Origin of the sequence: Bradyrhizobium sp. Y36 (assembly GCF_002531575.1) — a bacterium.
GTDB lineage: Bacteria > Pseudomonadota > Alphaproteobacteria > Rhizobiales > Xanthobacteraceae > Bradyrhizobium.
On sequence record NZ_NWTI01000004.1, the window covers coordinates 380,974 to 406,514 of the forward strand.

The 25,541-nt window shown below is 66.6% G+C and carries 19 protein-coding genes; 9 read left to right on the plus strand and 10 right to left on the minus strand.

Going from position 1 to position 25,541, the window contains the following annotated elements:
* The first annotated feature begins 14 nt into the window (after positions 1-14).
* From ygfZ to CO669_RS10650, 6 genes are all read left to right on the plus strand, one after another.
* Complete coding sequence (gene ygfZ / locus CO669_RS10625) at positions 15-890, plus strand: CAF17-like 4Fe-4S cluster assembly/insertion protein YgfZ (RefSeq protein WP_097659742.1); 876 nt, start codon at positions 15-17, stop codon at positions 888-890.
* Positions 887-1,513 (plus strand): DNA-3-methyladenine glycosylase I, encoded by a 627-nt coding sequence (locus tag CO669_RS10630; protein ID WP_097659743.1) that lies wholly within the window; start codon positions 887-889, stop codon positions 1,511-1,513. Before ygfZ ends, CO669_RS10630 begins: the two co-directional genes overlap by 4 nt.
* On the plus strand, positions 1,510-2,124 hold the full coding sequence (locus tag CO669_RS10635) for a YfbR-like 5'-deoxynucleotidase (RefSeq protein ID WP_097659744.1): 615 nt from the start codon (positions 1,510-1,512) through the stop codon (positions 2,122-2,124). The genes CO669_RS10630 and CO669_RS10635 overlap by 4 nt, the downstream gene beginning before the upstream one ends.
* Before the next feature lie 145 nt (positions 2,125-2,269).
* Complete coding sequence (locus tag CO669_RS10640) at positions 2,270-2,776, plus strand: tyrosine phosphatase family protein (protein ID WP_097659745.1); 507 nt, start codon at positions 2,270-2,272, stop codon at positions 2,774-2,776.
* A 19-nt stretch (positions 2,777-2,795) separates the two neighbouring features.
* Positions 2,796-3,764 carry an NUDIX hydrolase gene (locus CO669_RS10645; protein WP_198963939.1) on the plus strand — a complete coding sequence of 323 codons (969 nt, stop codon included), beginning with the start codon at positions 2,796-2,798 and terminating at the stop codon, positions 3,762-3,764.
* A gap of 49 nt (positions 3,765-3,813) precedes the next feature.
* Entirely contained in the window at positions 3,814-6,543 is a 2,730-nt protein-coding gene (locus CO669_RS10650) for a DUF2339 domain-containing protein (protein ID WP_097659747.1), read from the plus strand.
* A gap of 3 nt (positions 6,544-6,546) precedes the next feature.
* On the opposite strand, the gene CO669_RS10655 is transcribed toward CO669_RS10650, so the two are convergent.
* From CO669_RS10655 to CO669_RS10685, 7 genes are all read right to left on the minus strand, one after another.
* Entirely contained in the window at positions 6,547-8,235 is a 1,689-nt protein-coding gene (locus CO669_RS10655; protein ID WP_198963940.1) for a methyl-accepting chemotaxis protein, read from the minus strand.
* 271 nt (positions 8,236-8,506) lie between these two features.
* Positions 8,507-10,477: a methyl-accepting chemotaxis protein gene (locus CO669_RS10660; protein WP_097659790.1), complete on the minus strand. Its 1,971-nt coding sequence runs from the start codon at positions 10,475-10,477 to the stop codon at positions 8,507-8,509.
* A 194-nt stretch (positions 10,478-10,671) separates the two neighbouring features.
* On the minus strand, positions 10,672-12,414 hold the full coding sequence (locus tag CO669_RS10665; protein ID WP_097659749.1) for a methyl-accepting chemotaxis protein: 1,743 nt from the start codon (positions 12,412-12,414) through the stop codon (positions 10,672-10,674).
* A 232-nt stretch (positions 12,415-12,646) separates the two neighbouring features.
* On the minus strand, positions 12,647-12,880 hold the full coding sequence (locus CO669_RS10670; RefSeq protein ID WP_097659750.1) for a DUF6894 family protein: 234 nt from the start codon (positions 12,878-12,880) through the stop codon (positions 12,647-12,649).
* Between the two features lie 163 nt (positions 12,881-13,043).
* Positions 13,044-13,643 carry a hypothetical protein gene (locus tag CO669_RS10675; protein ID WP_097659751.1) on the minus strand — a complete coding sequence of 200 codons (600 nt, stop codon included), beginning with the start codon at positions 13,641-13,643 and terminating at the stop codon, positions 13,044-13,046.
* 112 nt (positions 13,644-13,755) lie between these two features.
* The gene (gene acuI / locus CO669_RS10680) at positions 13,756-14,742 is read right to left on the minus strand and encodes an acrylyl-CoA reductase (NADPH) (protein ID WP_097659752.1); all 987 of its coding nucleotides are present in this window, start codon (positions 14,740-14,742) and stop codon (positions 13,756-13,758) included.
* Positions 14,743-14,783: 41 nt separating this feature from the next.
* On the minus strand, positions 14,784-16,037 hold the full coding sequence (locus CO669_RS10685; protein WP_097659753.1) for an MFS transporter: 1,254 nt from the start codon (positions 16,035-16,037) through the stop codon (positions 14,784-14,786).
* A 338-nt stretch (positions 16,038-16,375) separates the two neighbouring features.
* On the opposite strand from CO669_RS10685, the gene nadA reads away from it, so the two are divergent.
* The 3 genes from nadA (at position 16,376) to nadC (ending at position 20,142) form a co-directional block, all read left to right on the plus strand.
* A complete protein-coding gene (gene nadA, locus CO669_RS10690) occupies positions 16,376-17,482 on the plus strand; it encodes a quinolinate synthase NadA (RefSeq protein WP_097659754.1) in 1,107 nt (368 codons plus the stop codon).
* A gap of 171 nt (positions 17,483-17,653) precedes the next feature.
* Positions 17,654-19,252, plus strand: a complete 1,599-nt coding sequence (locus tag CO669_RS10695) for an L-aspartate oxidase (RefSeq protein ID WP_198963941.1) — start codon at positions 17,654-17,656, stop codon at positions 19,250-19,252.
* An 11-nt stretch (positions 19,253-19,263) separates the two neighbouring features.
* On the plus strand, positions 19,264-20,142 hold the full coding sequence (nadC, locus tag CO669_RS10700; protein WP_097659791.1) for a carboxylating nicotinate-nucleotide diphosphorylase: 879 nt from the start codon (positions 19,264-19,266) through the stop codon (positions 20,140-20,142).
* Between the two features lie 43 nt (positions 20,143-20,185).
* On the opposite strand, the gene CO669_RS10705 is transcribed toward nadC, so the two are convergent.
* From CO669_RS10705 to CO669_RS10720, 3 genes are all read right to left on the minus strand, one after another.
* On the minus strand, positions 20,186-21,640 hold the full coding sequence (locus CO669_RS10705; RefSeq protein ID WP_198963942.1) for a cell wall hydrolase: 1,455 nt from the start codon (positions 21,638-21,640) through the stop codon (positions 20,186-20,188).
* Positions 21,641-22,242: 602 nt separating this feature from the next.
* A complete protein-coding gene (ppdK, locus tag CO669_RS10715; protein WP_198963943.1) occupies positions 22,243-25,182 on the minus strand; it encodes a pyruvate, phosphate dikinase in 2,940 nt (979 codons plus the stop codon).
* Positions 25,183-25,280: 98 nt separating this feature from the next.
* Entirely contained in the window at positions 25,281-25,436 is a 156-nt protein-coding gene (locus CO669_RS10720; RefSeq protein WP_018648785.1) for a DUF3096 domain-containing protein, read from the minus strand.
* Positions 25,437-25,541: the final 105 nt, after the last annotated feature.

Sequence of the window (25,541 nt, forward strand, 5' to 3'; positions counted from 1 at the left end):
CAAGAGATTTTCGCATGAAATCAGCGTTTCTTCCCGACCGGGGCGTCGTCAAGGTCGCGGGCGAGGATGCGCGCAACTTCCTCAACGGCCTGGTCACGACCGACGTCGACAGGCTGAAGCCGGGCCTGGGGCGATTCGGCGCGCTGCTGACGCCGCAGGGCAAGATCATCGTGGATTTCCTGATCACCGAGGTGCCCGCAGGCCATGGCGGCGGGTTCCTGATCGACTGCCCGAAAGCGCTGGCCGAGGGGCTCGCCACCAAGCTGAAATTCTACAAGCTGCGCGCCAAGGTCACCGTGGAAAACCTCGATCTCGGCGTGCTCGCGGCCTGGGACGGCCAGCCTGCGGCGCAGCCGGACCTCGCCTTCACCGACCCGCGCAACGAAGCGCTCGGCATCCGCATCCTGATCCCCGAAGACCTCAAGCAGAAGCTGTCCGATCTCATCGGCGCCGATCTGGTCGATGCGGCGGACTACGAGGCGCACCGGATCGCCCTCGGCGTGCCGCGCGGCGGGCTCGACTTCATGTACAACGATGCGTTCCCGCACGAGACCAACATGGACCGCCTCGCCGGCGTCGATTTCGACAAGGGCTGCTATGTCGGCCAGGAGGTCGTCTCGCGCATGCAACATCGCGGCACCGCGCGCACGCGCAGCGTGAAGGTGCTGCTCGACGACTTCTCGCCGGAGGCCGGCGTCAGTGTCATGGCCGGCGACAAGTCCGTCGGCACCATGGGCTCGTCGGCGCAGGGCAAGGGCATTGCCCTGGTGCGCATCGACCGGGTTGCAGAGGCGCTCGATGCCGGCCAGCCCCTCACCGCCGGCGGCCTCGCGTTGCAGCTGGCAGACCCTGACGTCGTCCGTATCCCTGCGAAACAGCCCACCGCATGAGCCGAGCCCCCCGCCTGCATCCCGACGGAAAGACCCGCTGCCCCTGGCCGGGCGATGATCCGCTCTATGTCGCCTATCACGACACCGAATGGGGGGTGCCGGAATATGACGACCGCGCGCTGTACGAGAAGCTGATCCTCGACGGTTTCCAGGCCGGCCTGTCCTGGATCACCATCCTGCGCAAGCGCGACAATTTCCGCAAAGCTTTCGACGATTTCCAGCCGGAGAAGATCGCGCGCTACACCGACAAGAAGGTGCATGCGCTGATGAACGACGCCGGCATCGTGCGCAACAAGGCCAAGATCGACGGCACGATCCTCAGTGCGAAGTCCTATCTCGACATCATGGAGAAGGGTCCGGGCTTCTCGAAGCTGCTGTGGGACTTCATGGGCGGCAAGCCCAAGGTCAACAATTTCAAGACCAGCGCGAGCGTGCCGGCCTCGACGCCGCTGTCGATACAGATCTCGAAAGAGCTGTCCTCGCGCGGCTTCAAGTTCGTCGGCCCGACCATCGTCTATGCCTTCATGCAGGCGACCGGCATGGTCAACGACCATCTGGTCGACTGCCACTGCCACGCGACCTGCAGCAAGCTGCAGCGCAAGCCGCGCCTCAAGACCAAATGAGCGCGAGGAAGACGGCGCACGGCGCGGAGTCCCGCGCCTGGCAGCGCATGCTGTCGGGCCGGCGGCTCGATCTGCTCGATCCCTCCCCGCTCGATGTCGAGATCGCCGACATCGCGCATGGGCTGGCGCGCGTTGCGCGCTGGAACGGCCAGACCACCGGCGCGCATATCTTCTCGGTGGCGCAGCACACCCTGCTGGTGGAGACCGTGCTGCGGCACGAGATGCCGCGCGTGGACCAGCGCATGCGGCTCGCCGCGCTGCTGCACGATGCGCCCGAATACGTCATCGGCGACATGATCTCGCCGTTCAAGGCCGTGCTCGCCGGCAACTACAAGGCGGTGGAGAAGCGCCTGCTCGGCGCCATCCATATCCGCTTCGGCCTGCCGCCGGACTTGCCGGAGGAGATCACGCAGGCCATCAAGGCCGCCGACCGCGGTGCGGCCTATCTGGAGGCGACCGAGCTGGCCGGCTTCAGCGCCGCCGAGGCCAAGCGCCTGTTCGGCAAGGACCCCGGCCTCGCCGACAGCGTCCGCCGCGACTACCTCACGCCCTGGACCGCGGCGCGGGCGGAGAAGCAGTTTCTGGAGCGGTTCGGCGCGGTGTTCGCGTAGGCGTCATCCCTTCGTAGGGTGGGCAAGGCGAGGCGTGCCCACCAAACCGGCGAGCTGCACGCAATTGCGAGACGGTGGGCACGGCGCTTTGCGCCTTTGCCCACCCTACGGGCGCTCGCTATAATCAGCGGCAAAAAGGTTCGCCATGATCCACGTCTGTTCCCTCGCCGCGCTTCCCGAAACCGTCCGCCTCACCCGGGCCAGCCATGTGCTGACCGTGATGGCCAATGTCGAGCAGGTGGCGCGGCCGGTCTCGGTGCTCCCCGCCAATCATCTCAAGGTGTCGATGGACGACATCACCGAGGAGATGGATGGTTTCACCGCACCGTCCGAGACGCATATCGATCAGGTGCTGAACTTCGTGCGCGGCTGGGACCGCAGCGCACCGCTGGTGGTGCATTGCTACGCCGGCATCAGCCGCTCCACCGCGAGCGCGTTCGCGGCGGTCTGTGCGCTCAATCCCAACCGCGACGAGCTCGAGATCGCCAGGAAGCTCCGCGCGGCCTCGCCGATCGCCTCGCCGAACCGGCGCATCGTCGGCCTCGCCGACCGTGCCCTGGGGCGCAACGGCCGCATGCTGCGCGCGCTCGACGAGATCGGCCCGGGCGCGATGATGGTCGAGGGCCGCCCCTTCGTGATCGAGCTCGAATGACAGCTGCGATATCAGCCGCATGAACGAGACGCTGCTGACCCCGATCGAGATCGGCCTCACCGCGGCGATCGTCGCGATCGAAGGCCACGAGCCGCTGATCCTGACCGCGCGCGGCAGCGACGGGCTGGCCGGCCTGCCGTTCGGCCCCTTCGACGCGCTCGCGCACCGCACCTTCGACATCGGCCTGCGCGCCTGGGTCGAGGAACAGGCCGGCCTGCGGCTCGGCTATGTCGAGCAGCTCTACACCTTCGGCGATCGCGGCCGTCATGCCGAGGCCGGCGACACCGGCGCACATATGGTGTCGATCGGCTATCTCGCACTGACGCGCGCGGTCGACGGCGAGCTTGCGGCCAACGCGGCGAGCTTCGCGCCATGGTATCGCTTCTTCCCCTGGGAAGACTGGCGCGAGGAGCCGCCGGCGATCATCGCCCGCGACATCATTCCGGCGCTGACCGAGTGGGCCGCGGAGGAAACGCCGGAGACGACGCGCGCGCTGCCGCGCAAGGATCGCGTGCGGTTCTATTTCGGCCTCGACGGGGCGGCCTGGGACGAGGAGCGCGTGCTCGACCGCTACGAGCTGCTGTACGAGGCCGGCCTGGTCGAGGAAGCGCGGCGCGACGGCCGTCCTGCGGCATTAGCGCGCAAGACGCTGCCGCCGCTCGGGACCTCGATGCGGTTCGACCACCGCCGGATTCTCGCGACGGCAATCGCCCGGCTCCGGGCAAAACTGAAGTATCGTCCTGTGGTGTTTGAACTTCTGCCGCCCGAATTCACACTCACAGAACTGCAGCATACGGTGGAGGCGATCTCCGGCCGGCATCTGCACAAGCAAAATTTCCGCCGCCTGGTCGAAATGGAAGCCCTGGTCGAACCGACCGGGGTGATGTCGACACAGACGGGCGGACGGCCGGCGGCGCTTTACCGCTTCCGCCGCGACGTGCTCCAGGAGCGGCCCGCACCGGGATTGCGCGTCCGCTCCCGGCGCTAACCCAAAATTTGTGTGATCGGCCCCTGCCCGCCGGTCGCCTGGAGGCTTCATGTTCGACGGCCCGTTTGACGTCTTTGCGCTGATCATCGCGATCATCGCCATCCTGATCGCCATCAAGGCCTCCAGCCAGGCAGCCGAGTTGCGCCGACGGTTCAACACGCTCGAAGAGATGTTTTACGCGCAACAGCGGCGGGTCCAACCGCCGCCGCCGCTGCCCGTGCAGACGCAAGTCGAAGCGCCCGCGACGGCCGCAACCGCCGAGCCTCCGCCGCTCGCACCTGAGGTCGAGGCCGACGCGGCCATGCCGCCGCCCGTCGCCGAAGCGCTTTCGCCGCCCCCGCTGGCAGCGGGCCCGCAAGCCGATGCGCCGCCGCCGCTGCCCGCACGCGCCCCCGATCATCGAGAACCCGGTTTCGAGGAGCGGCTCGGCACGCGCTGGGTGGTGTGGATCGGCGGCCTTGCGCTTGCGCTCGGCGGCTTCTTCATGGTGCGCTATTCGATCGAGGCCGGCCTGCTCGGCCCCGGCGTGCGCGTGTTCCTGGGCGGCCTGTTCGCAGCCGCGCTGCTGGCGGCCGGCGAATGGACGCGGCGCAAGGAGAGCATCTCCACCATCACGGCTCTGCCGACCGCCAACATCCCCGCGATCCTCACCGCGGCCGGAACGGCGGTAGCGTTCGCGACCATCTATGCCGCCTATGCGCTCTACGGCTTCCTGGTGCCCGCCACGGCCTTCGTGCTGCTCGGCATCGTGGCGATGTGCACGCTCGCCGCCGCGCTGCTGCATGGACCTGCGCTCGCCGGCCTCGGCGTGGTCGGCGCCTTCGTGACGCCGGTTCTGGTCTCCAGCGGCAAGCCGGATTATTGGGCGCTCTACATTTATCTCGCCGTCGTCACCGCTGCGAGCTTCGGCCTTGCCCGCATCCGGCTGTGGCGCTGGCTTGCGGTCACCACGATCGCCTTCGCCGTGCTCTGGCTGTTCCCGGGGCTCGACACCGCGCAGGTCCAGGTCGCGCCGCACGCCTTCCACGTCATCGCGGGCTTCGCGCTGGCCGCGCTCCTCGTCGTCTGCGGCTTCATGTTCGGACCTGCCATCGAGGACGGCGAGATCGAGCCGATCTCCTCGGGCGCGCTCGGTGCCTATCTGTTCGGCGCGATGCTGATCGTGCTGTCGAGCGCGCATGCCGACCTGTCGCTGATCACCTTTGCGCTTCTCGTCGGCGCAACCCTGTTCGTCGCCTGGCGGACGTCTGCCGCCACCGGCGCCGTCGGAGCGGCGGCGGCCACCGTCTTCATCGTGTTCGCCGAATGGGCGGTGCGCGCCAATCCCGACATGCTGGTGCTGCCGGGCGGTCCCATCGCGGGCATCGGCCCCAACGCGATCGACAGCTCCGTCACGCTGCATCTGGTGACGGCGGCGATCTTCGCCGCGGGCTTCGGCATCGCCGGCTTCCTGGCGCAGGGCCGCTCCAATTCCGCGATCATTCCGGTGGTCTGGTCGGTCGCGGGCGTCGCGACGCCGATCGCGATCCTGGTCGCGCTCTACGCGCGCATCGCCCATCTCGACCGCTCGATCCCGTTTGCGATCCTTGCGGTGCTGCTCGCAGCAAGCTTTGGCGCCGCGACCGAGGCGCTGACGCGCCGCGAGACCCGGCCGGGCACCATGATCTCCGCCGCCTTGTTCGCCACCGGCACGCTCGGCGCGCTGGCGCTGGCGCTGACTTTCGCGCTGGAGAAGGGCTGGCTGACGATCGCGCTGGCGCTGATGTCGCTCGGCACCGCCTGGATCTCGCTGCAGCGGCCGATCCCGTTCCTGCGCTGGCTCGCCGCGATCTTCGCCGGCCTCGTCACCGCGCGCATCGCCTACGATCCGCGCATCGTCGGCGATGCCGTGGGCACCACGCCGATCTTCAATTGGCTGCTCTGGGGCTACGGCCTGCCCGCGGCGTCGTTCTGGGCCGCGAGCCTGTTCCTGCGACGCCGCGCCGACGATGCGCCGCTGCGCATGGTGGAGACCGCCGCCATCCTGTTCACCGCACTGCTTGCCTTCATGGAGATCCGGCACTTTGCGACCGGCGGCGACATGATCTCACCGCCGTCTCTGCTCGAATTCGCGCTGCAGGTCTGCGTCACGCTGGCGATGGCGATCGGGCTGGAGCGCCTGCGGCTGCGCAGCCACAGCGTCGTGCACGACGTCGGCGCCGTCGTGCTCACGGCGATCGGCGGGCTCGTCAGCGTGGGCGGCCTGCTGATCCTGGAGAACCCGCTGATCTGGCGCATCGACGTCGGCGGCGCGGTGTTCAACCTGCTGCTGCTCGGCTACGCGCTGCCGGCGGTGCTGATGCTGCTGTTGTCCTATGCGGTGGCCGGCCCGCGCGGCAAGGCCTACGCCAACACCATCGCCGGCGGTGCGCTCGTGTTCGCGCTCGCCTATGTCACGCTGGAGATCCGCCGCTTCTATCACGGCCCGATCCTCTCGACCGGTCCGACGACGGGCGCCGAGCAATACACCTATTCGATCGGCTGGCTCGGCTTCGGCGTGGTGCTGCTGGGCGTCGGCATTCTCGTCAACTCCGAGCGTGCGCGGCTGGCGTCGGCTGCCGTCATCGCGCTGACGATCCTCAAGGCCTTCGTCATCGACATGTCGACGCTGACCGGCGTCTACCGGGCACTGTCGTTCATGGGCCTCGGCATCGTGCTGGTCGCGATCGGCTGGCTCTACCAGCGCATCCTGTTCCGGCGGCAGGTCACGCCGCCGGCGGCTCCACAATCGGGAAGTTGAAGATCAGGCCGCGCGGACCGATTCCAGGAACTGCGCGACCTCGACCTTGAGGCGCGTGCTGTCGGTCGCCAGCGATTTCGCCGCCGACAGCACCTCGACCGAGGCCTCGCCGGTCTCGATCGCGCCGCGCTGCACGTCGGTGATATTAGCCGAAACCTCCTGCGTGCCGACCGAGGCCTGCTGGACGTTGCGCGAGATCTCCTGCGTGGCGGCGCCCTGCTCCTCGACGGCGGCGGCAATCGCCGCGGACACTTCTGACAGCCGCTCGATGGTGCCGCCGATCTCCTGAATGGCGCTGACGGATTCCTGCGTCGCTGCCTGGATGCCCGACACCTGCGCGCCGATCTCGCCGGTCGCCTTCGCGGTCTGCTCGGCCAGCGCCTTGACTTCGGAGGCGACGACGGCGAAGCCGCGGCCGGCTTCGCCCGCACGCGCCGCCTCGATGGTGGCGTTGAGCGCCAGCAGATTGGTCTGGCCTGCGATGGTGTTGATGAGCTCGACGACGTCGCCGATGCGGGACGCGGCCTGCGACAGCGCATTGACGCGCTCGTTGGTCCGCGCGGCCTGCTCGACGGCTTCCGCCGCCATCCGGGCCGAATCCTGCACGCGACGGCTGATCTCGGTGATGGAGGACGACAGCTCTTCCGATGCGGAGGCGACCGCCTGGACGTTGGTGGAGGCTTCCTCGGAGGCCGCCGCGACCACGGTCGCGAGCTCCTGGCCGCGTTGCGCGGTGCCGGTCAGCGTCGAGGCCGACGCCTCGAGCTCGGTCGAGGCCGAGGAGACGGTGCCGACGACTTCGCCGATCATGGCTTCGAACTTGCTGGTGATGGCATCGACGCGGCGGCCGCGCTCGATCTTTGCTTCGGCATCGAGCCGGGCCGCCTCGTCCGCCGCGCGCTTGGCGATCAACGCTTCCTTGAAGATCTGCAGCGCGTCGGCCATCGAGCCGATCTCGGTCTTCTCGCCACGATGCGGAACCTCGGCCGAGAGATCGCCTTCGCCGAGCGACTGCATCGGCTTGATGATCGAGGCAATGCCGCGCGACACGTCGCGCACGAGATAATAGGCGGCCGCGATCGCGATCACGACCGAGAGGACGATGATGCCGACCAGCACGCGGAAGATCGTCGCATAGCTGTCGGCCGCCTGCTTGGTCTCCAGCTCGGCGCCGCTGTTGTTGAGCTCGATGCCCTTCTGAAGCAGCGGGTCGGCCGCCTGGGCCATCTTGGCGACCCTGGTCTGCAGCAATTCATTGGCGTCGGCCGGGAACTTGCCGACGCTCTTGCGCGACAGCGCCATCACTTCCTGCACACCGTTCAGATAGTCGGCCCAGGCCTTGGTCCATTGCGTGTAGAGCGAGCGCTCCTCGGCCGAGGTGATCAGCGGCTCGTAGACCTTGCGCGTCTGGTCGATTCGCGCCTGCAGCGAGGCGAGACGCTTCTCGGCGGCTTCCTTGCCTTCCGCGGTCTCCTGCATCAGGTGCAGGCGAAGCGCGACGCGCAGCTCGTTGATATCGGCGCGCATGGAACCCAGCGCACGGACGCTCGGCAGCCAGCTCTCGGCGATCTCGACGGTGTGAGCATTGATGTTCTGCATGGTGCCGATCGCGGTCACGCCGACGCCGGCGAGCGAGAGCACGAGGACCGACAGCACGGTCAGCAGCTTGAAGACGATAGACAGCTTCGACATCACACAAATCCCGGTGAAACCTGCAACGCACAAATCACCTGCGCCGCAATCGTCGCGACGGACGGCAGGGCGAAGGTCATTCCAACAATGATGGCTGGTTCTTGTCTCGTAAGATTACGCACATACTTGCAAACAGGCGTTAACAGGAAGCTACGTTGAATTACGGAATTCGGCGCCGCCGCCGTTATATGTTTCGCAATCATCTGATGCAGCACCGCAGGCGTCGCGCAGCCCACACCAGCGCACCACCTCGCCCGGGCGGGCTGAGCGCTCAGGCCGCCCGCACCGTCTCCAAGAACCGCGCGACCTCGCTCTTGAGCCGGTTGCTGTCCTGCGACAGCGACTGCGCGGCCGAATGCACCTGCGCCGAGGCGGCGCCGGTCTCGCCCGCGCCGCGCTGAACGTCGCCGATATTCGCCGAGACGTCGGAGGTGCCCTGCGCGGCGTGCTGGATGTTGCGGGAGATCTCCTGGGTGGCGGCGCCCTGCTCCTCCACCGCCGCGGCGATGGTCGAGGAGATCTCCGACATCTTCGCGATGGTGTCCCCGATCTCCTTGATCGCGCCGACCGAATCCTCCGTCGCGGCCTGGATCGCGTCGATGTGCTGGCCGATCTCGCCGGTGGCTTTCGCGGTCTGCTCGGCGAGCGCCTTCACTTCGGTCGCGACGACGGCAAAGCCCTTGCCGGCTTCGCCCGCGCGCGCCGCCTCGATCGTCGCGTTGAGCGCCAGCAGGTTGGTTTGCGCCGCAATGGTGTTGATCAGCTCGACCACATCGCCGATGCGGGAGGCGGCCTTCGTCAGTTCGGCGACGCGTGCATTGGTGCGCTCGGCCTGCCCGACCGCGACGTCGGCGACGCGCGCGGATTCCTGCACCTGGCGGCTGATCTCCGAGACCGAGGAGGTCAGCTCCTCGCTCGCTGACGACACCGACTGCACGTTGGCGGACGCCTCCTCCGAGGCCGCCGCCACGGCAGTGGCGAGACTGTTGCCGCGCTCGGCGGCCTGCGTCAGCGTGTTGGAAGACGCCTCGAGCTCGGTCGCCGCCGACGACACGGTCTCGATGATCTCGCCGACCGCGACTTCGAAGCGGTCAGCGAGCCGCTGCATGTCGGCCTTGCGCTGCTGCCGGACACGCGCCTCCGCTTCAGCCTGTTCGGCGCGCAGCCGATCAGCCTCCACCATATTGGTCTTGAAGACCGCGACCGCGCCGGCCATCTCGCCGATCTCATCCTTGCGGCCGAGGCCGGGGATCACGACGGAGGTATCGCCGTTTGCGAGGCCGGTCATCGACCGCACCATGGCGATCAGCGCGGACGAGATCGAGCGGCCGATGAAGAAGGACACGCCTCCCACCAGCAGGATGGAGCATCCGAGCGCAACCCACATCCACAGCTTGATCGAGGCCCGCGACGACGCTTCGGCGGCCTGCGCCGCATCGTAGCGCTGAGCAACGTTCTTTTCGATGTCGGCGAGAACCGGTTCGATCACCCGGAATTCCCTGGACATGGCCGCGCCGTGCGCGGTCAGATCCTGCGCGCCGGCCGCCCAGGCCGAGAAGTCACCCTCATACTTGGCGAGCAGCTTGCCGATGTCCGCCTTGACGGCCGGCGGAATCGTCGACGTCTCGATCTGCCGAGAGAACTCCGTCGCCGTCTTCTTCAGTGCGTCGACGTATTTCTGGTCGCGGCGCAGCATGAAGTCCTTCTCGTGACGGCGCATCATCAGCATGCCGCTGGTGAGCCTGGGGTCGTCGACCTCCTTGAGCTTGGACTCGATGTCGTGGACTGCCGTGCGCAGCGAGCCCGACAGGCCCAGGGTTTCGTTCAATCCAAGCTTGACCTCGGCCTTCTCGACGGCCGCAAACTCGCTCACATATCTTTCGAACCCGGCGCGGACCTGCGACACCGTCTCGCCAATCGTCGCGTATCCTGCCGCACGCGTCGCGCTGCCGAAATGATCGAGGTTGCGGATGATGTCGGAAGCAAGTTCGGCGTGACGTTTCGCATAGGACTGCTCGCGGCGGAGCTGAAAATCCTTCTCGGCCCGGCGCGCTTCGAGCAGCTGCTGGGAAACCCGTTGGTTCAGGTCGGACATCCTGCGCGCGTCTTCAGCGGCATCGCGGGACGTGTCCTGGGAGAGGCTGCCGATCTGGTAGATCGAACCGAAGGCGACGAGCCCGATGAGCCCGAACAGTCCGATCGCCATGACCTTGTGAGTGAGACGAATGGAAATGCCGCTCATGAACTGCTCCAACGATTGAGACGCAATACGCAAAGGGGCGACTCAGCACCCGGGAAATTGCGGCAATCATGACCGCATCGCTTTTCCGGAAGGTTAACCCTGCGCCCGCGGATCGGGCATCGGGTTAGGAACGCGTGCAGCCGCCGCGCAGTCACGCGCGACGGTTGCAAGTCGCCGAATGAGAGACGTCGCCGTCAGGCCGCGCGCACGGTTCCGAGGAACTTGTCGACCTCGAGCTTGAGGCGGTTGCTGTCGCCAGACAGCGATTGCGCAGCCGCCAGCACCTGCGAGGACGCCGAACCGGTCTCGCTCGCACCCTGCTGCACGTCGGTGATGTTGGAGGACACCTGCTGGGTTCCTTTCGCCGCCTGCTGCACGTTGCGGGAGATCTCCTGCGTCGCTGCACCCTGCTCTTCGACGGCCGCGGCGATGGTCGACGAGATCTCCGACAGCTTCTCGATGGTGCCGCTGATGTCCCTGATCGCGCCGACCGAATGCTCGGTCGCGGTCTGGATGCTGGCGATCTGCTGGCCGATCTCGCCGGTCGCCTTCGCCGTCTGTTCCGCGAGCGCCTTGACCTCGGACGCGACCACGGCAAAGCCGCGGCCCGCCTCGCCGGCGCGCGCGGCCTCGATGGTTGCGTTGAGCGCCAGGAGATTGGTCTGGCCGGCGATGGTGTTGATGAGCTCGACGACGTCGCCGATCCGCGCCGCCGCCTTCGACAATTCGCCGACGCGGTCGGTCGTGGTGCGGGCCTGGCCGACCGCCTCGCTGGCGACGCGCGCGGATTCCTGCACCTGCCGGCTGATCTCGTTGATCGAGGACGACAGTTCCTCGGTCGCCGAAGCCACCGACTGCACGTTGGTGGACGCTTCTTCCGACGCAGCCGCGACCAGGCCGGTGAGCTCCTGCGTGCGCTCGGCGGTGGAGGTCAGCGTGGTGGCGGATGCCTCGAGCTCGGTCGAGGCCGAAGACACCGTGCCGACGATCTCGCCAACCGCGGACTCGAACGTGTCCGCGAGCTTGTACATTTCCGCCTTGCGTTGCTCGGCCGCGATCGCGTCCTGCCGTATCTTGGCTTCCGCTTCCGCGCGTGCCTTCTGCTCGGACACGACCTTGAATTTCTCCACGGCACCCGCGACCTCGCCGACTTCGTCCTTGCGGCCAAGGCCCGGGAGCACGACCGAGAAGTCGCCGCCGGCAAGCTTCTCCATCGCCGATGTCAGCGCGCGCATGGGCCGCGCGATGCTGAAGACGGAGAAGATGCACGTAGCGATCAAGACCAGTGCAACCAGCGCGCCGGTGATCAGCGAGGTCCGGGCAACCGACGCCGCCTCGGCTTCCGCTTCCGCACGCGCCTCGACGCTCTTCCGCTTGGCGAAATCGGTGATCTGGTTGGTCAGCTCGGTGATTTCTTCGTTGATCGGCGCCAGCGTTCCCTTGCGAATGCGATCGACCTCAGCCACGAGCTTTGCGATCTGAGCGGCCGCTTCGGCGTCCTTGTTCCCCTCGAGCGCGAGCTCCTGCTTGCGTTTGGCCTCGATCTGCTGCTGGCCCTTGCCGAATTCGCCGATCAACACGGTCAGGCGATCGATTCGCTTGCGGTTTTCCGGCGAGTGCGAGAGCTTCGCCATTTCGTTCGAGAACTTGGTGGCAGCAGTCAGCCGGTCGTTGAAGTAAGTGACCGCCTTCTGCATATCGGCCGGCGAGACGGACGTCAGGATGTCGCGAATGCCGATCTGCATGCCCCGGACCGACGCCTTCGCTTCCGCGGCGTTTTGCGCGATCGCCTGCTGTTCCGACGCGGCATTGCCGAGCTTCTGGACATCGGCGTTTCCGCTCATCTGCAGAAAGATCATGAGCGCGACGAGCCCGATGGTCAGCGCGGACGTGACCGCGAGCTTGGTGCCAATTCGCAGGTTCTGAACGAACATCATTGAGGTATCCTCGAAAGGTACGCATTTGCCGCGACGAAGCGCGCGCACAACCCGGAGAGGCTACCAGCGACGTTCCTCATTAACGTTAAGCAGGACCCCGGCGGGCTAGGTAGAAATACTGGAAAAGCCGCTTAACTGCCTGACTTCTCGCAGCTCTTGCGTGCAATGAAATATACTTCGCGAATTTGCACGCATCGGCGTTCGTGAACGCCGGTCGCACCGACCGCAATCGTCAGCGCACGCTCTCGCCGACGAGGCTGATGCGAAAGACCGGCTTCTTGTTCTCGTCCAGCAGTTCCATGCACCATTCGGCATTCGGCTTCAGGCTGCGCGCGATGCCACCGAGCAGGTTGGCACAGACCTCCGTCATCTCGGTCCAGGCGGCTGCGCGATCCTCGAACTCGTACGGCTGGTCGGCGGCGCCGGAATAACGACCGGTACTGATGCGGAAGAAGTACAGCGACATCGTTGAACCCTTTATCGGGCCGCGCCCCCCGGCCGTCCGCAAACTGGAGCGCGAACCGCTACCAACGCATGAAAGCCGCCGTCCGTATGACTACGGCGCGGCGGCTTCGTGTTCGATGAGGGTCTTCAACGACAAGGGGCGCGGACTGTCCCGCAAGGCCGCCTCACTGGGTCGAACGGCGCAGCTCCAGCGGAGCCTCGTTCTTGGCCGGCTCGGACCTGACTTCAGCCTTCACCGGCTCCAGCCGGCTGCTCTCGACACGCGGCGTCTCCACGCGCGCGGCGACTTCGGTGTTGGCCGGGCCGACCGAGCCGGTGTGCTCCGCCCTGTGCAGCGAGCGCGGCCGCGCGGCCGCACGCGCCATCAGCATCTGGTTGCCGCCCTGATGGTGGAAGTCGCAATAGGCGAAGCCCATGCCGGAAACCGAGCCGCGGAAGCTGCGATCGTCGGTCTTTTCCAGGTTGAAACAGGGCTCGAACGGAATGCCCTTGATCGAGGCGCAGACGTTCTGGCCGCGGATCTGGAGCGTATTGCCGGGGAGCCTGAGATGCTTGACCGGGCCTGCGCCCGAGAACTGCACCGCACCGGCGGCGCCGAGATCGTCGAGGATGCGGCCTGCACCGCGGGTGCCGTCGAAACAGGTGAAGGCGAACACCTTGCCGGCGACGAAGCGACGCGCCTCGTCGGCATTCATGCTTCCGGCAATGGCCGGCGCAAACGTCGCCGCCGCCGTGACGGCCCCCAACACGATACGCGCAAGCATGCTCTACTCCGAACCAACCCCAGCGCGGGCGATGCCTTATCTCTTTACCCGCTGCTTACCATACTAACCAAGGCAACATTGAAGCAGCTTGGTTGGTAAAGTCTGAACGCCGTTAGACAATTTTTACCACGATGCGGCCGCGGACCTCACCGGCCAGGATTTTCGCGCCCCATTGGGGCACCTCGCCCAACGAAATTTCATGAGTAATTTCAGATAGTTTAGCTCGATCGAGATCGGAGGCCAAACGCTGCCAGGCAGCCTTCCGCGGCTCAATCGGGCACATCACCGAATCGATGCCGAGAAGGCACACCCCGCGCAAAATGAAGGGGGCGACTGACGACGGCAGGTCCATGCCGGCCGCCAGGCCGCAGGCCGCGATCGCTCCGCCGTACTTCGTCATCGACAGCAGATTCGCCAGCGTGGTGGAGCCGACGCTGTCCACGCCGCCTGCCCAGCGCTCCTTGGCGAGCGGCTTGGCCGCCCCCGACAATTCGTTGCGGTCGATGACCTCAGCCGCGCCGATGTGCTTGAGATAGTCGGCCTCCGCGGCGCGGCCGGTCGAGGCGATGACGTGGTAGCCGAGCTTCGAGAGCACGGCGGTCGCGACCGAGCCGACGCCGCCGGCGGCGCCCGTCACCACCACGGGACCGCTCTTCGGCGACAGGCCGTGCTTCTCCAGCGCCAGCACCGAAAGCATCGCGGTGAAGCCGGCGGTGCCGATCGCCATGGCATCGCGCGCCGACAGGCCTTGCGGCAGCGCGACCAGCCAGTCGCCCTTCACCCGCGCCTTTTCGGCATAGGCGCCGAGATGGGTCTCGCCCATGCCCCAGCCGGTGCAGACGACCTTGTCGCCGGCCTTCCACTGCGGATGCGAGGACGCCTCGACCGTGCCGGCGAAATCGATGCCCGCGATCATCGGGAAGCGGCGCACCACCGGCGCCTTGCCGGTGAGGGCAAGGCCGTCCTTGTAGTTCAGCGTCGACCATTCGACACGGACGGTAACGTCGCCATCCATCAGCTCGGCTTCATCGAACTGCGTCAGCGCGGCGGTGGTGCCCTTGTCCGCCTTGTCGATCCTGATCGCCTTGAATGTGGCCACGACTGAACTCCCTGACTGGTTTGCCGGGGATGTTTAGCCGATCAGGCCGGCTGCGCAACCGCTCGCTCGACGGGTTTCTCCACGATCGGAAGATTGATCAGCGCCGAGAGCACGCCGAACAGGATCGAGAGCCACCAGATCGGTGTGTAGGAACCGAATTTCTCGAACACGATGCCCCCGAGCCAGACACCGAGAAAGCCGCCGACCTGGTGGCTGACGAAGGCGAAGCCGTAGAGCGTCGCAAGCCAGCGCGTGCCGAACATCAGCGCCACCAGCGCCGAGGTCGGCGGCACCGTGGACAGCCAGGTCAGGCCGGAGACCGCGCCGAACGCGATCGCCGAGAACGGCGTGATCGGGAACGAGATGAAGGCGAGCGTCGCAAGCGCGCGCGTGAAGTAGATGGTCGAGAGGATGTAGCGCTTGGGCAAGCTGTTCTGGAGATAGCCGACGCTGAGCGACCCGACGATGTTGAACAGGCCGATCGCCGCGATCACCCAGCCGCCGGTCTGCGCGGTGATGCCGCGATCGACCAGGAAAGCCGGCAGATGCACGGTGATGAATGCGAGCTGGAAGCCGCAGGTGAAGAACCCGAGCACCAGGAGCACATAGGAACGGTGGCCGAATGCTTCGGCAAGCGCCCTGGTGAAGGTCTGCTCGTCCGCCGGCGCTGCGTTTGCAGCATGCGCGACCGGCGGCGTCGAGAGCGCCAGCGACAGCGGGATGATCAGCAGCATCAGGAAGCCGAACACGGAGAGCGCCTGCTGCCAGCCGAAATTGTCGATCAGCGCGACGCCGATCGGCGCGAACAGGAACTGACCGAACGAGCCCGCCGCGGTGCCGGCACCGAGCGCGAGGCCGCGCTTCTCCGCCGGCAGCAGCTTGGTGAACGCCGACAGCACCAGGTTGAAGGAGCAGCCGGCAAGGCCAAAGCCGACCATGACGCCCGCGCCGATGTCGAGCGACAGCGGCGTCGTGGCGTAGCGCATCAGCAGCAGGCCGCCGGCATAGAGCAGCGCGCCGACGCACATCACCCGAAACAGGCCGAAGCGATCGGCGACCGCGCCGGCGAATGGCTGGCCCAGGCCCCACAACAGATTCTGCACGGCAATGGCGAGACCGAACACGTCGCGGCCCCAGGAGAATTCGTGGCTCATCGGCTGCACGAAGAAGCCGAGCGCCGAACGCGGGCCGAAGCCGAGCATGCCGATGGCGCAGCCGCAGAGAATGATGACGGCCGGGGTGCGCCAGTTGGAGGAACGCGAGGCTGGAGCAAGTTCGCCCACTGATGTCGACATGGTGTTCCTCGTCTGTCGTTGGCGGATTCGGCAAGCGGCGGCCGCGACTGAGCCACTTAATGCACTTGCATGAAAATCCCAAGCCAAATGCGATTGCATTCCACGGGGAGCTGTCGCGGGAGCATTGCATTTCGGTGTGGCCTCGCGTGGCGCGCCAAGCGGAGTTGACGGAAATGTGTGCGATCGGATCTGGCGGTCCCCGGCCAAGCGTGTTACGTTTGATTTGCTCATATTGAGTATATTAGGACATCGACGACATCCGCACCGGCCATCTCGGCCGGATGATTCAGGCCCCTGATATACTCAAATTGAGTACAACAGATGCAAGGGAGGCTTCAATGCCGATCGCTGGAATTTACGGCCCCGACGACTTTGCCAACCGGCCGCAGGGCCACGCCACCGCCTCCCCCCGAGCCGCACCGGCGCGCTCCGAGCCGGCGCTGCCGATGCCCTCGCTGGAGTGGACGCCGGAGGTCGAACAGGCCACCGCGCCGCTCTATGAGCGTGTGAAGCATGTGATCCCGTCGATCGAGTGGCCGCTGATGGCCCCGACGATCCATGCGATCAACGAACTGAAGCGCGCGCGCGGCGCGGTGATCCTCGCGCACAACTATCAGGCGCCGGAGATCTTCCACTGCGTCGCCGATATCGGCGGCGATTCGCTTCAGCTCGCCGTCGAAGCCACCAAGGTGAAATCGGGCATCATCGTGCAATGCGGCGTGCACTTCATGGCCGAGACCTCGAAGCTGCTCAATCCGGACAAGACGGTGCTGATCCCGGATTCGCGCGCCGGCTGTTCGCTCGCCGCCAGCATCACCGGCGCCGACGTCCGCCTGCTTCGCGAAAAATTCCCCGGCGTTCCGGTCGTCGCCTATGTCAACACCTCCGCGGAGGTGAAGGCCGAGGTCGACATCTGCTGCACCTCGTCGAACGCGGTGCAGGTGGTCGAGAGCCTGAATGCGCCCAGCGTGATCTTCCTGCCCGATCGCTATCTCGCCACTTACGTGGCCTCGAAGACCGACGTGAGGATCATCGCCTGGAAGGGCGCCTGCGAGGTGCACGAGCGCTTTACGGGCGCAGAGCTGCGCGCCTTTCGCGAGGCCGATCCGTCAGTGCAGATCATCGCGCATCCGGAATGCCCGCCGGACGTGCTGGCGGAAGCCGACTTCACCGGCTCGACCGCGCACATGATCAACTGGGTGCGCGCGAAGCGGCCGCGGCGGCTGGTGATGATCACGGAATGCTCGATGGCCGACAACGTCCGTGCCGAGCTGCCCGACGTCGAGATGCTCCGCCCCTGCAACATCTGCCCGCACATGAAGCGCATCACGCTCGCGAACATTCTGGAGAGCCTGCTTACGCTGCGCGAGGAGGTCACGATCGATCCCGCGCTCGCGGATCGCGCAAGGCGCTCGGTCGAGCGGATGATCAACCTGAAGAACTGATGGCAACCCGTAACAAAACACACCGCTGTCGTCCCTGCGAACGCAGGGACCCATAACCACAGGACGATGTGTGGCGAAGAGAGGCAACACGCAGCTTCGCAACACAATTTCCGCCGCAGCGTATGGGTCCCTGCTTTCGCAGGGACGACGGCGGAGTGAATGGAGAAAGTCATGACAAGCAACATCCACGACCTCACCCGCACCGACGACGTCGTCATCGTCGGCGGCGGCCTTGCCGGATTGTTCTGTGCGCTGAAGCTGGCGCCGCGGCCGGTGACCTTGATCTCGGCCGCGCCGCTCGGACAGGGCGCCTCATCCGCCTGGGCACAAGGCGGCATCGCAGCGGCCGTGGCCGACGGCGACACGCCGGAGGCGCATGCCGCCGACACCATCGCCGTCGGCGGCGGCCTCGTCGACGAGGCGGTCGCACTTGGCATCGCGCGCGAAGCCGCGCCTCGCATTCACGATCTCCTGAGCCATGGCGTGCCGTTCGATCGCGATCTCGAAGGAAAGCTTGCCGTCGGGCGCGAAGCTGCACATTCGGCCCGGCGCATCGTGCATGTACGGGGCGACGGCGCGGGCGCTGCGATCATCGCGGCGCTGAGCGAGGCGGTACGCCGCACGCCGTCGATCCGCGTCATCGAAGGTCTCGTCGCCGAGGCGCTGTTGACCGGAGATGGCGTGGTCGCCGGGCTCCAGCTGCGTGAAGCCGGCAATCCCTCCGCACGCCCGATCCTGCTCGCCGCACGCGCGGTGGTGCTGGCCACCGGCGGCATCGGCCATCTCTATGCCGTCACGACCAATCCGGTCGAGGCCAGCGGATCGGGGCTTGCGATCGCGGCGCGCGCGGGTGCTGTGATCGCCGACCCCGAATTCGTCCAGTTCCATCCGACCGCCATCATGACCGGCGGCGATCCGGCACCGCTCGCGACCGAAGCGCTGCGCGGCGAAAGTGCGACACTGATCAACGGCAACGGCGAACGCTTCATGGCGGCGCGCCACCCGCTCGCCGAGCTTGCGCCGCGCGACATCGTGGCCCGTGGCGTGTTCGCCGAGATCGTGGCGGGACGCGGCGCCTTCCTCGACGCGCGCCAGGCGCTGGGCGCACACTTCGCCGACAAGTTTCCGACGGTGCATGCGAGCTGCATCGCTGCCGGCATCGATCCCGCGACGCAAGCCATCCCGATTGCGCCCGCCGCGCACTATCATATGGGCGGCGTCGCGGTGGATTCGCGCGGCCGCGCCTCGATCGACGGGCTCTGGGCCGGCGGCGAGGTGTCATCGACCGGCGCGCATGGTGCCAACCGGCTCGCCTCGAATTCGCTGCTCGAAGCCGTGGTCTATGCCGCGCGCATCGCCGACGACATCGCCGGCCGTGCGCTCCCCGCGCCGGCCCGCCTTCGCGACGCACCGGTCGCTTCGCGCAGCGGCACGCCGGATGCTGCGGCTGTGAAGCGGCTGCGGGCAATGATGAGCGCGCATGTCGGCGTGGTCCGCGAAGGCGACGGTCTCAGTGAAGCCGTGCACCACTTCGCCGCACTCGAACGCGAGGCCACGAGCATCGCGCTCCGCAACATGGCGACGTCGGCCCTGCTCGTTGCCGCTTCGGCCTGGAGCCGGCGCGAAAGCCGCGGCGCGCATTTCCGCTCCGATCATCCGGCCGACATGCCCGCGCTGGCGCAGAGAACGATGACCACGCTCGCCGCAGCGCGCGAGATTGCGGAGAGCCTGGGCTCCCCGTCGCGCATGAAGCAACCCATGATCGCCTGATGGAGTTCCCCATGATCAATCCGACCTCATTGCTCAACCCCGACGCCTTCCTCTCGCCGCTCGCGATTGACGAGGCCGTGCAGCGCGCGCTCGACGAGGATCTCGGCCGCGCCGGCGACGTCACCTCGCTCGCGACGATTCCCGAAGCAACCACGGCGCAGGCCGTCCTGGTCGCGCGCCAGTCCGGCGTGATCGCAGGCCTGCCGCTCGCGGTCGCGACGCTGCAAAGGCTCTCGGCCGACGTCGAGCTGCGCGCCCATGTCCGTGACGCCGCGCGCGTGGCTCGCGGGCAGCACGTGCTGACGATCTCGGGGCCGGCACGCGCGATTCTCACCGCCGAGCGAACCGCGCTGAATTTCGTCGGCCGCCTCTCGGGCGTCGCGACGCTCACGGCCGATTACGTCGCGCGAACCGACAGCACGAAGATGCGCATCTGCTGCACACGCAAGACCACGCCGGGGTTGCGCGCACTGGAGAAATACGCCGTGCGCTGCGGCGGCGGTTTCAACCACCGCTTCGGTCTCGACGATGCGATCCTGATCAAGGACAACCACATCGCGGTTGCCGGCGGCATCCGCCCGGTGCTGGAGCGCGCCCGCAGCCATGCCGGCCACCTCGTCAAGATCGAGATCGAGGTCGATACGCTGGTGCAGCTGCGCGAGGTGCTGGACACCGGCCTTGCCGACGCGGTGCTGCTCGACAACATGGACATTGCGACGCTGCGCGAGGCCGTGCGGATCAACGAGGGCCGGCTCAAGCTGGAGGCATCAGGCGGTGTCACGCCGGACTCGATCGCCGCGATCGCGGCGACCGGAGTCGACTACGCGTCAGCGGGTGCATTGACGCATTCGGCGCCGAATTTCGACTGTGCGCTGGATATCGCGATGTGAGGACGTCTTCACCTCGCCCCGCTTGCGGAGCGAGGGAAGACAACTACCTCCGCTCGCTCAGGCCCATCTCGGCGGAGCTCTTGGCTTCCTGCGCGAGTTCGGCCGACAGCGCGGCGGTCTGGGCGGGCGTGCCCCAGCTCGGCTCCTCGCTGCCGTCGCCCCAGGCGCGCGGGCGGTAGAAGGTGTGCACGCCGGTCTTGTACATCCTCTTCATCTCGGCGACCCAGGACGGGCGCACCCAATAGGCGTGGTAGTGCGTGGACTTGCCGACTTCCGGCAGCCAGATCTGGCCGTCGAGCATGGCCTTGGCGATCTTCTTGGCGCGCTCCCACATCTCGGGCTCGCGGATCACGTCGGCATTGTTGTCGCAGGCGAAGGTGAACTGGCAGGCGAGATGGCGGTGCTTGTTCTGATAGACCGCCCCGCACACGGTGTCCGGGTATTTGCCGGAGAACACGCGGTTCATCACGACCTGCGCCACCGCGATCTGGCCGCGCACGGCCTCGCCGCGCGATTCGAAATAGACGGCTTCGGCAAGGCATTTCTCCGACTTCGCGCGCGACTTGTCGTCGAGCGCGAGCCGCTCCGCCGGTGACCTGGCGCGCTGGTTGTCGGCGTTGACCTCGCCCTTCGGCGCGACGCTCTCGCCGCTCTCGACGTCCCTGGCGATCTCCACCGTCGGCGGCGTCAGCGACGCCGTCACCTTCATATCGGGATCGGGCATCACGATCAGCGGCTCGGCGCCGGGCTGCCAGCTCTCGATGCTCTCGAGATTGCCGCCGAGCGAGGAGCTGCCGAAGAAGAGATTGGCGGTCTTGACGCTGAAGGGATCACGCACCGGCGTCGTCGGCGCCGTGGTCCGCTTGAGCGCCTCGAGCGGCTGCACCGCGAATGCGCGCGCAGCGTCGCTGGCGCGCGGGGTGTTGGTGTATTGCGGCAGCGGCGGCGCGCGGAGCGCTTCCTGCAGCTCGGGATCGAGCGCGGCCGCGGACTCCGGCGACATCGCCTGTGGCAACGCGGCCGTCTTGGCGCCGAACACGGAGCTGTTCGAGGTCGCGGGATCTTGCTGCGCCGGAGCTGCAGCGGGCGCGGTTGCTTCGGGAGCCTCAGTCGGCGTCACGGTTGCGAGGCGATCACCCTTCATGGAGCGATCGACCTTGGGAAAGTCTGAAGCCTGGTAGCGCGGCGCAGACTGCAGCGCCGGGTTGCGGCTGATCGCGCCGGTGACGTCGCGACCGTCGAGGCTCGCCAGGCGAACCATCGCGCTCTGCGGAACCGAGGTGCCGATGGGGCGGGAGAAACTGTAGGTGGCGAGCTGGATCGAGGACGCCGCCGAGAACACCTGCTTCTGCCAACGCTCGGCGACGCCGGGTTGGCGCGCCAGCAAGGAAGCAATGTCCTGATAGCCGGTCTCTCTCGGCATCAATGCGAAGATGCAGAGACCGATGCCGAAGGACGCGAACCGCGCGCCCTTCGGATGGTTACGCAACACTGACATCAACACGCTCACGCTACGCTTACGCCAGAAAAATCGAAACGCAGTACATCCGTGCAATTCGACCTTTCTCGTAAGTATCCAATTTAGGTTGCCGGGGCGTTAATCGGCGTTGCGCGCGCGGCACACTCAAGCGATTGCAGGTGTTTTCACGGGGCGATTGCGTGCGTGGTGAACGCGGAGTGACGTGAAGCGGTAAACAACCGGTCAACGCGAATGGTGAAGGAACTCTTGCGCACACGTATCAATACGGGACGCGCGATGAGATCCCGGTGTTGCAAGAGGTACACCCACCATCACCGCTGTCATGCCCCGCGAAGGCGGGGCATCCAGTACGCCGCGGCATCTCGGTGCAACCACCGACGCTGGTGGAATACTGGATCGTCCGCCTTCGCCGACGATGACAGCGCGGGTGTGGCGACACGCACGTCCCACAAACTCGTCATTGCGAGCGCAGCGAAGCAACCCAGAGTGTTTCCGCGAAAGCAGTCTGGATTGCTTCGTCGCGAGGGCTCCTCGCAATGACGAGGGAGAGAGCGTAGCCCAACAGAAAAGAGGCGGAGCATTGCCCCGCCTCTCTCATTCCGGAATTTTAGTTCGTAAGCCTACGCCTGGCTGGCGATCTCCTTGCCGAGCGCGGCTTGCGCGGCGGCGAGACGGGCGATCGGCACGCGGTAGGGCGAGCAGGAGACGTAGTCGAGGCCGATATTGTGGCAGAAGGCAACGGAAGCGGGATCGCCGCCGTGCTCACCGCAGATGCCGACCTTGAGCTTCGGACGGGTCTTGCGGCCGCGCGCGACGCCGATCTTGACGAGCTCGCCGACGCCTTCCTGGTCGAGCGCGACGAACGGATCGACCGACAGGATGCCCTTCGACACGTAGGGACCCAGGAAGCTCGCCGCGTCATCGCGGCTGATGCCGTAAGTGGTCTGCGTGAGGTCGTTGGTGCCGAACGAGAAGAACTCGGCGCTCTCCGCGATCTCGCCTGCAAGCAGGCAGGCCCGCGGCAGCTCGATCATGGTGCCGACCTGATAGGCGATCTTGGTGTTGTTGTCGCGCATCACCGCCTTCGCGGTGGCATCGATGCGCGCCTTGACGAGATCGAGCTCCATCTTGGTTGCGATCAGCGGCACCATCACCTCGAGGCCGACCGCCTTGCCGGTGCGCTTCTCGGCCTCGACCGCCGCCTCGAAGATCGCCCTCGCCTGCATCTCGGCGATCTCGGGATAAGCGATCGCGATGCGGCAGCCGCGGAAGCCGAGCATCGGATTGAACTCCGAGAGCTCGCGCGCGCGGTCGGCGAGGCGCCGCGGGTCGGTGTTCATGGCGCGCGCCACTTCCTCGACCTCGGCGTGGGTGTGCGGCAGGAACTCGTGCAGCGGCGGATCGAGCAAGCGGATCGTGACGGGCAGGCCCTTCATGATCTCGAACAGCTCGACGAAGTCGGCGCGCTGCATCGGCAGCAGCTTTGCGAGCGCGGCGCGGCGGGACTGCTCGTCCTCGGAGAGGATCATCTCGCGCACCGTGCGGATGCGCGTCTCCTCGAAGAACATGTGCTCGGTGCGGCACAGGCCGATGCCTTCGGCGCCGAACTTGATCGCGGTGCGCGCGTCGTCGGGCGTGTCGCCGTTGACGCGGACGCCGATCTTGCGGACCTGGTCGGCCCAGGCCATCAGCGTGCCGAACTCGCCGGACAGCTCCGGCTCGATCATCGGCATGCGGCCGGCGAGCACCTGGCCGAGCGAGCCGTCGATGGTGATGACGTCGCCGGTCTTGAAGGTGCGCGAGCCGATGCTCATGGTGCCGCGGCCGTAATCGACGCGGATGGTGCCGCAGCCGGAGACGCAGGGCTTGCCCATGCCGCGCGCGACGACGGCGGCGTGCGAGGTCATGCCGCCACGCGTGGTGAGGATGCCTTCCGCGGCGTGCATGCCGTGGATGTCTTCCGGGCTGGTCTCGATGCGGACCAGGATCACCTTGCGTCCGTCGCCTTGAAGCTTGGCCGCTTCATCCGAGGAGAACACGATCTCGCCGGAGGCAGCGCCGGGAGATGCCGGCAGGCCGGTCGCGATCACGTCGCGCTTGGCGTTGGGATCGATGGTCGGGTGCAGCAGCTGATCGAGCGAAGCCGGATCGATGCGGGTGACCGCTTCCTTCTTCGAGATCAGGCCTTCATTGGCGAGCTCGACCGCGATGCGCAGCGCCGCCTTGGCGGTGCGCTTGCCGCCGCGGGTCTGCAGCATCCAGAGCTTGCCGCGCTCGACGGTGAACTCCATGTCCTGCATGTCGCGGTAGTGCTTCTCGAGCTGCGTGTAGATCCGCGTCAGCTCCTGGAAGGCTTCCGGCATCGCCGCTTCCATCGACGCCTTGTCGGAGCCGGATTCCCGGCGCGCTTCCTCGGTGATGTCCTGCGGCGTGCGGATGCCCGCCACCACGTCCTCGCCTTGCGCGTTGATCAGGAACTCGCCGTAGAGCTTGCTCTCGCCGGTCGAGGGGTTGCGGGTGAAGGCAACGCCGGTCGCCGAGGTCTCGCCCATGTTGCCGAACACCATGGCCTGCACGTTGACCGCGGTGCCCCAGGATTCCGGAATGTCGTGCAGCTTGCGGTAAGTCACCGCGCGCGCGTTCATCCAGGATGAGAACACGGCACCGATCGCGCCCCAGAGCTGGTCGTGCGGATCCTGCGGGAAGTCCTTGCCCGTCTCGCGCGCGACGGCGTCCTTGTACTTGCCGACCAGTTCGACCCAGTCGTCGGCGGACAGGTCGGTGTCGAGCGTGTAGCCCTGGGTGTCCTTGAAGGTGTCGAGGATTTCCTCGAAGTGATGATGCTCGAAGCCGAGCACCACGTCGGAATACATGGTGATGAAGCGGCGATAGCTGTCATAGGCGAAGCGGCGGTCGCCCGACAATTCCGACAGCGCTTCCACGGTCCGGTCATTGAGGCCGAGGTTGAGCACCGTGTCCATCATGCCCGGCATCGAAGCGCGGGCGCCGGAGCGCACGGAGACCAGCAGCGGGTTCTTGGTGTCGCCGAACACCTTGCCGGTCAGCTTGCCGACATGGTCGAGCGCCTTCTCAACCTGCGACTGCAATTCCTTCGGATAGGATTTGTCGTGGGCATAGAAATAGGTGCAGACCGAGGTCGGGATGGTGAAGCCGGGAGGCACCGGCAGGCCCAGATTGGCCATCTCGGCGAGGTTGGCGCCCTTGCCGCCGAGCAGGTCGCGCATCTCCGTCCGGCCCTCGGCCTTGCCGTCACCGAACGTGTACACCCATTTGCCGGCCTTGCCCGCGGCTGACGCCGGTTTGGCGGGAGCAGCCTTCTTCGGCGCAGGCTTCGCAGCGACCTTCGGCAGAGCCGCCTTGGTCACAGCCTTCGCAGCCGGCTTGACGGCAGCCTTTGCGGACGGCTTTGCGGCAGCTTTGGCGACCGGCTTGGGAGCGCTCTTGGCAAGCGCCTTGCGGGCCGCCGGCGCGGCTTTCGCCTTGGCGGAAGACTTTGATTTCGCTGGAGTTTTATTGGGCTTCGAGGCGGCTTTGGCCATAGCTTGCACACAACCTGCGAGAGGAATGGGATTTCGCGGGCCTTACACCATTTTGAACGGGCCCGCGCAAGTCAGACAGTTCCGGAAAATGAACACCCCTAGAGGTGAAGCCATTTCAGGAGCCCGAGCCCGATCGCACCGTTCACAATAAGGAAGATCGCGACGATCAGGTTGAGGAGTCGCGGCATGATCAGGATGAGCACGCCCGCAATCAACGACAGGATCGGCGAAATGTGGGCGACGGTGATGTGCATGAACTATCTTTCTGTGGAGGTGAGGCGAATCGCGGGCGGATCATAGCGGTCCCGGTTCCGCGAGTAGAGACGCGCAAGAGGCGATGCGAGTTCCGCCACCCACGA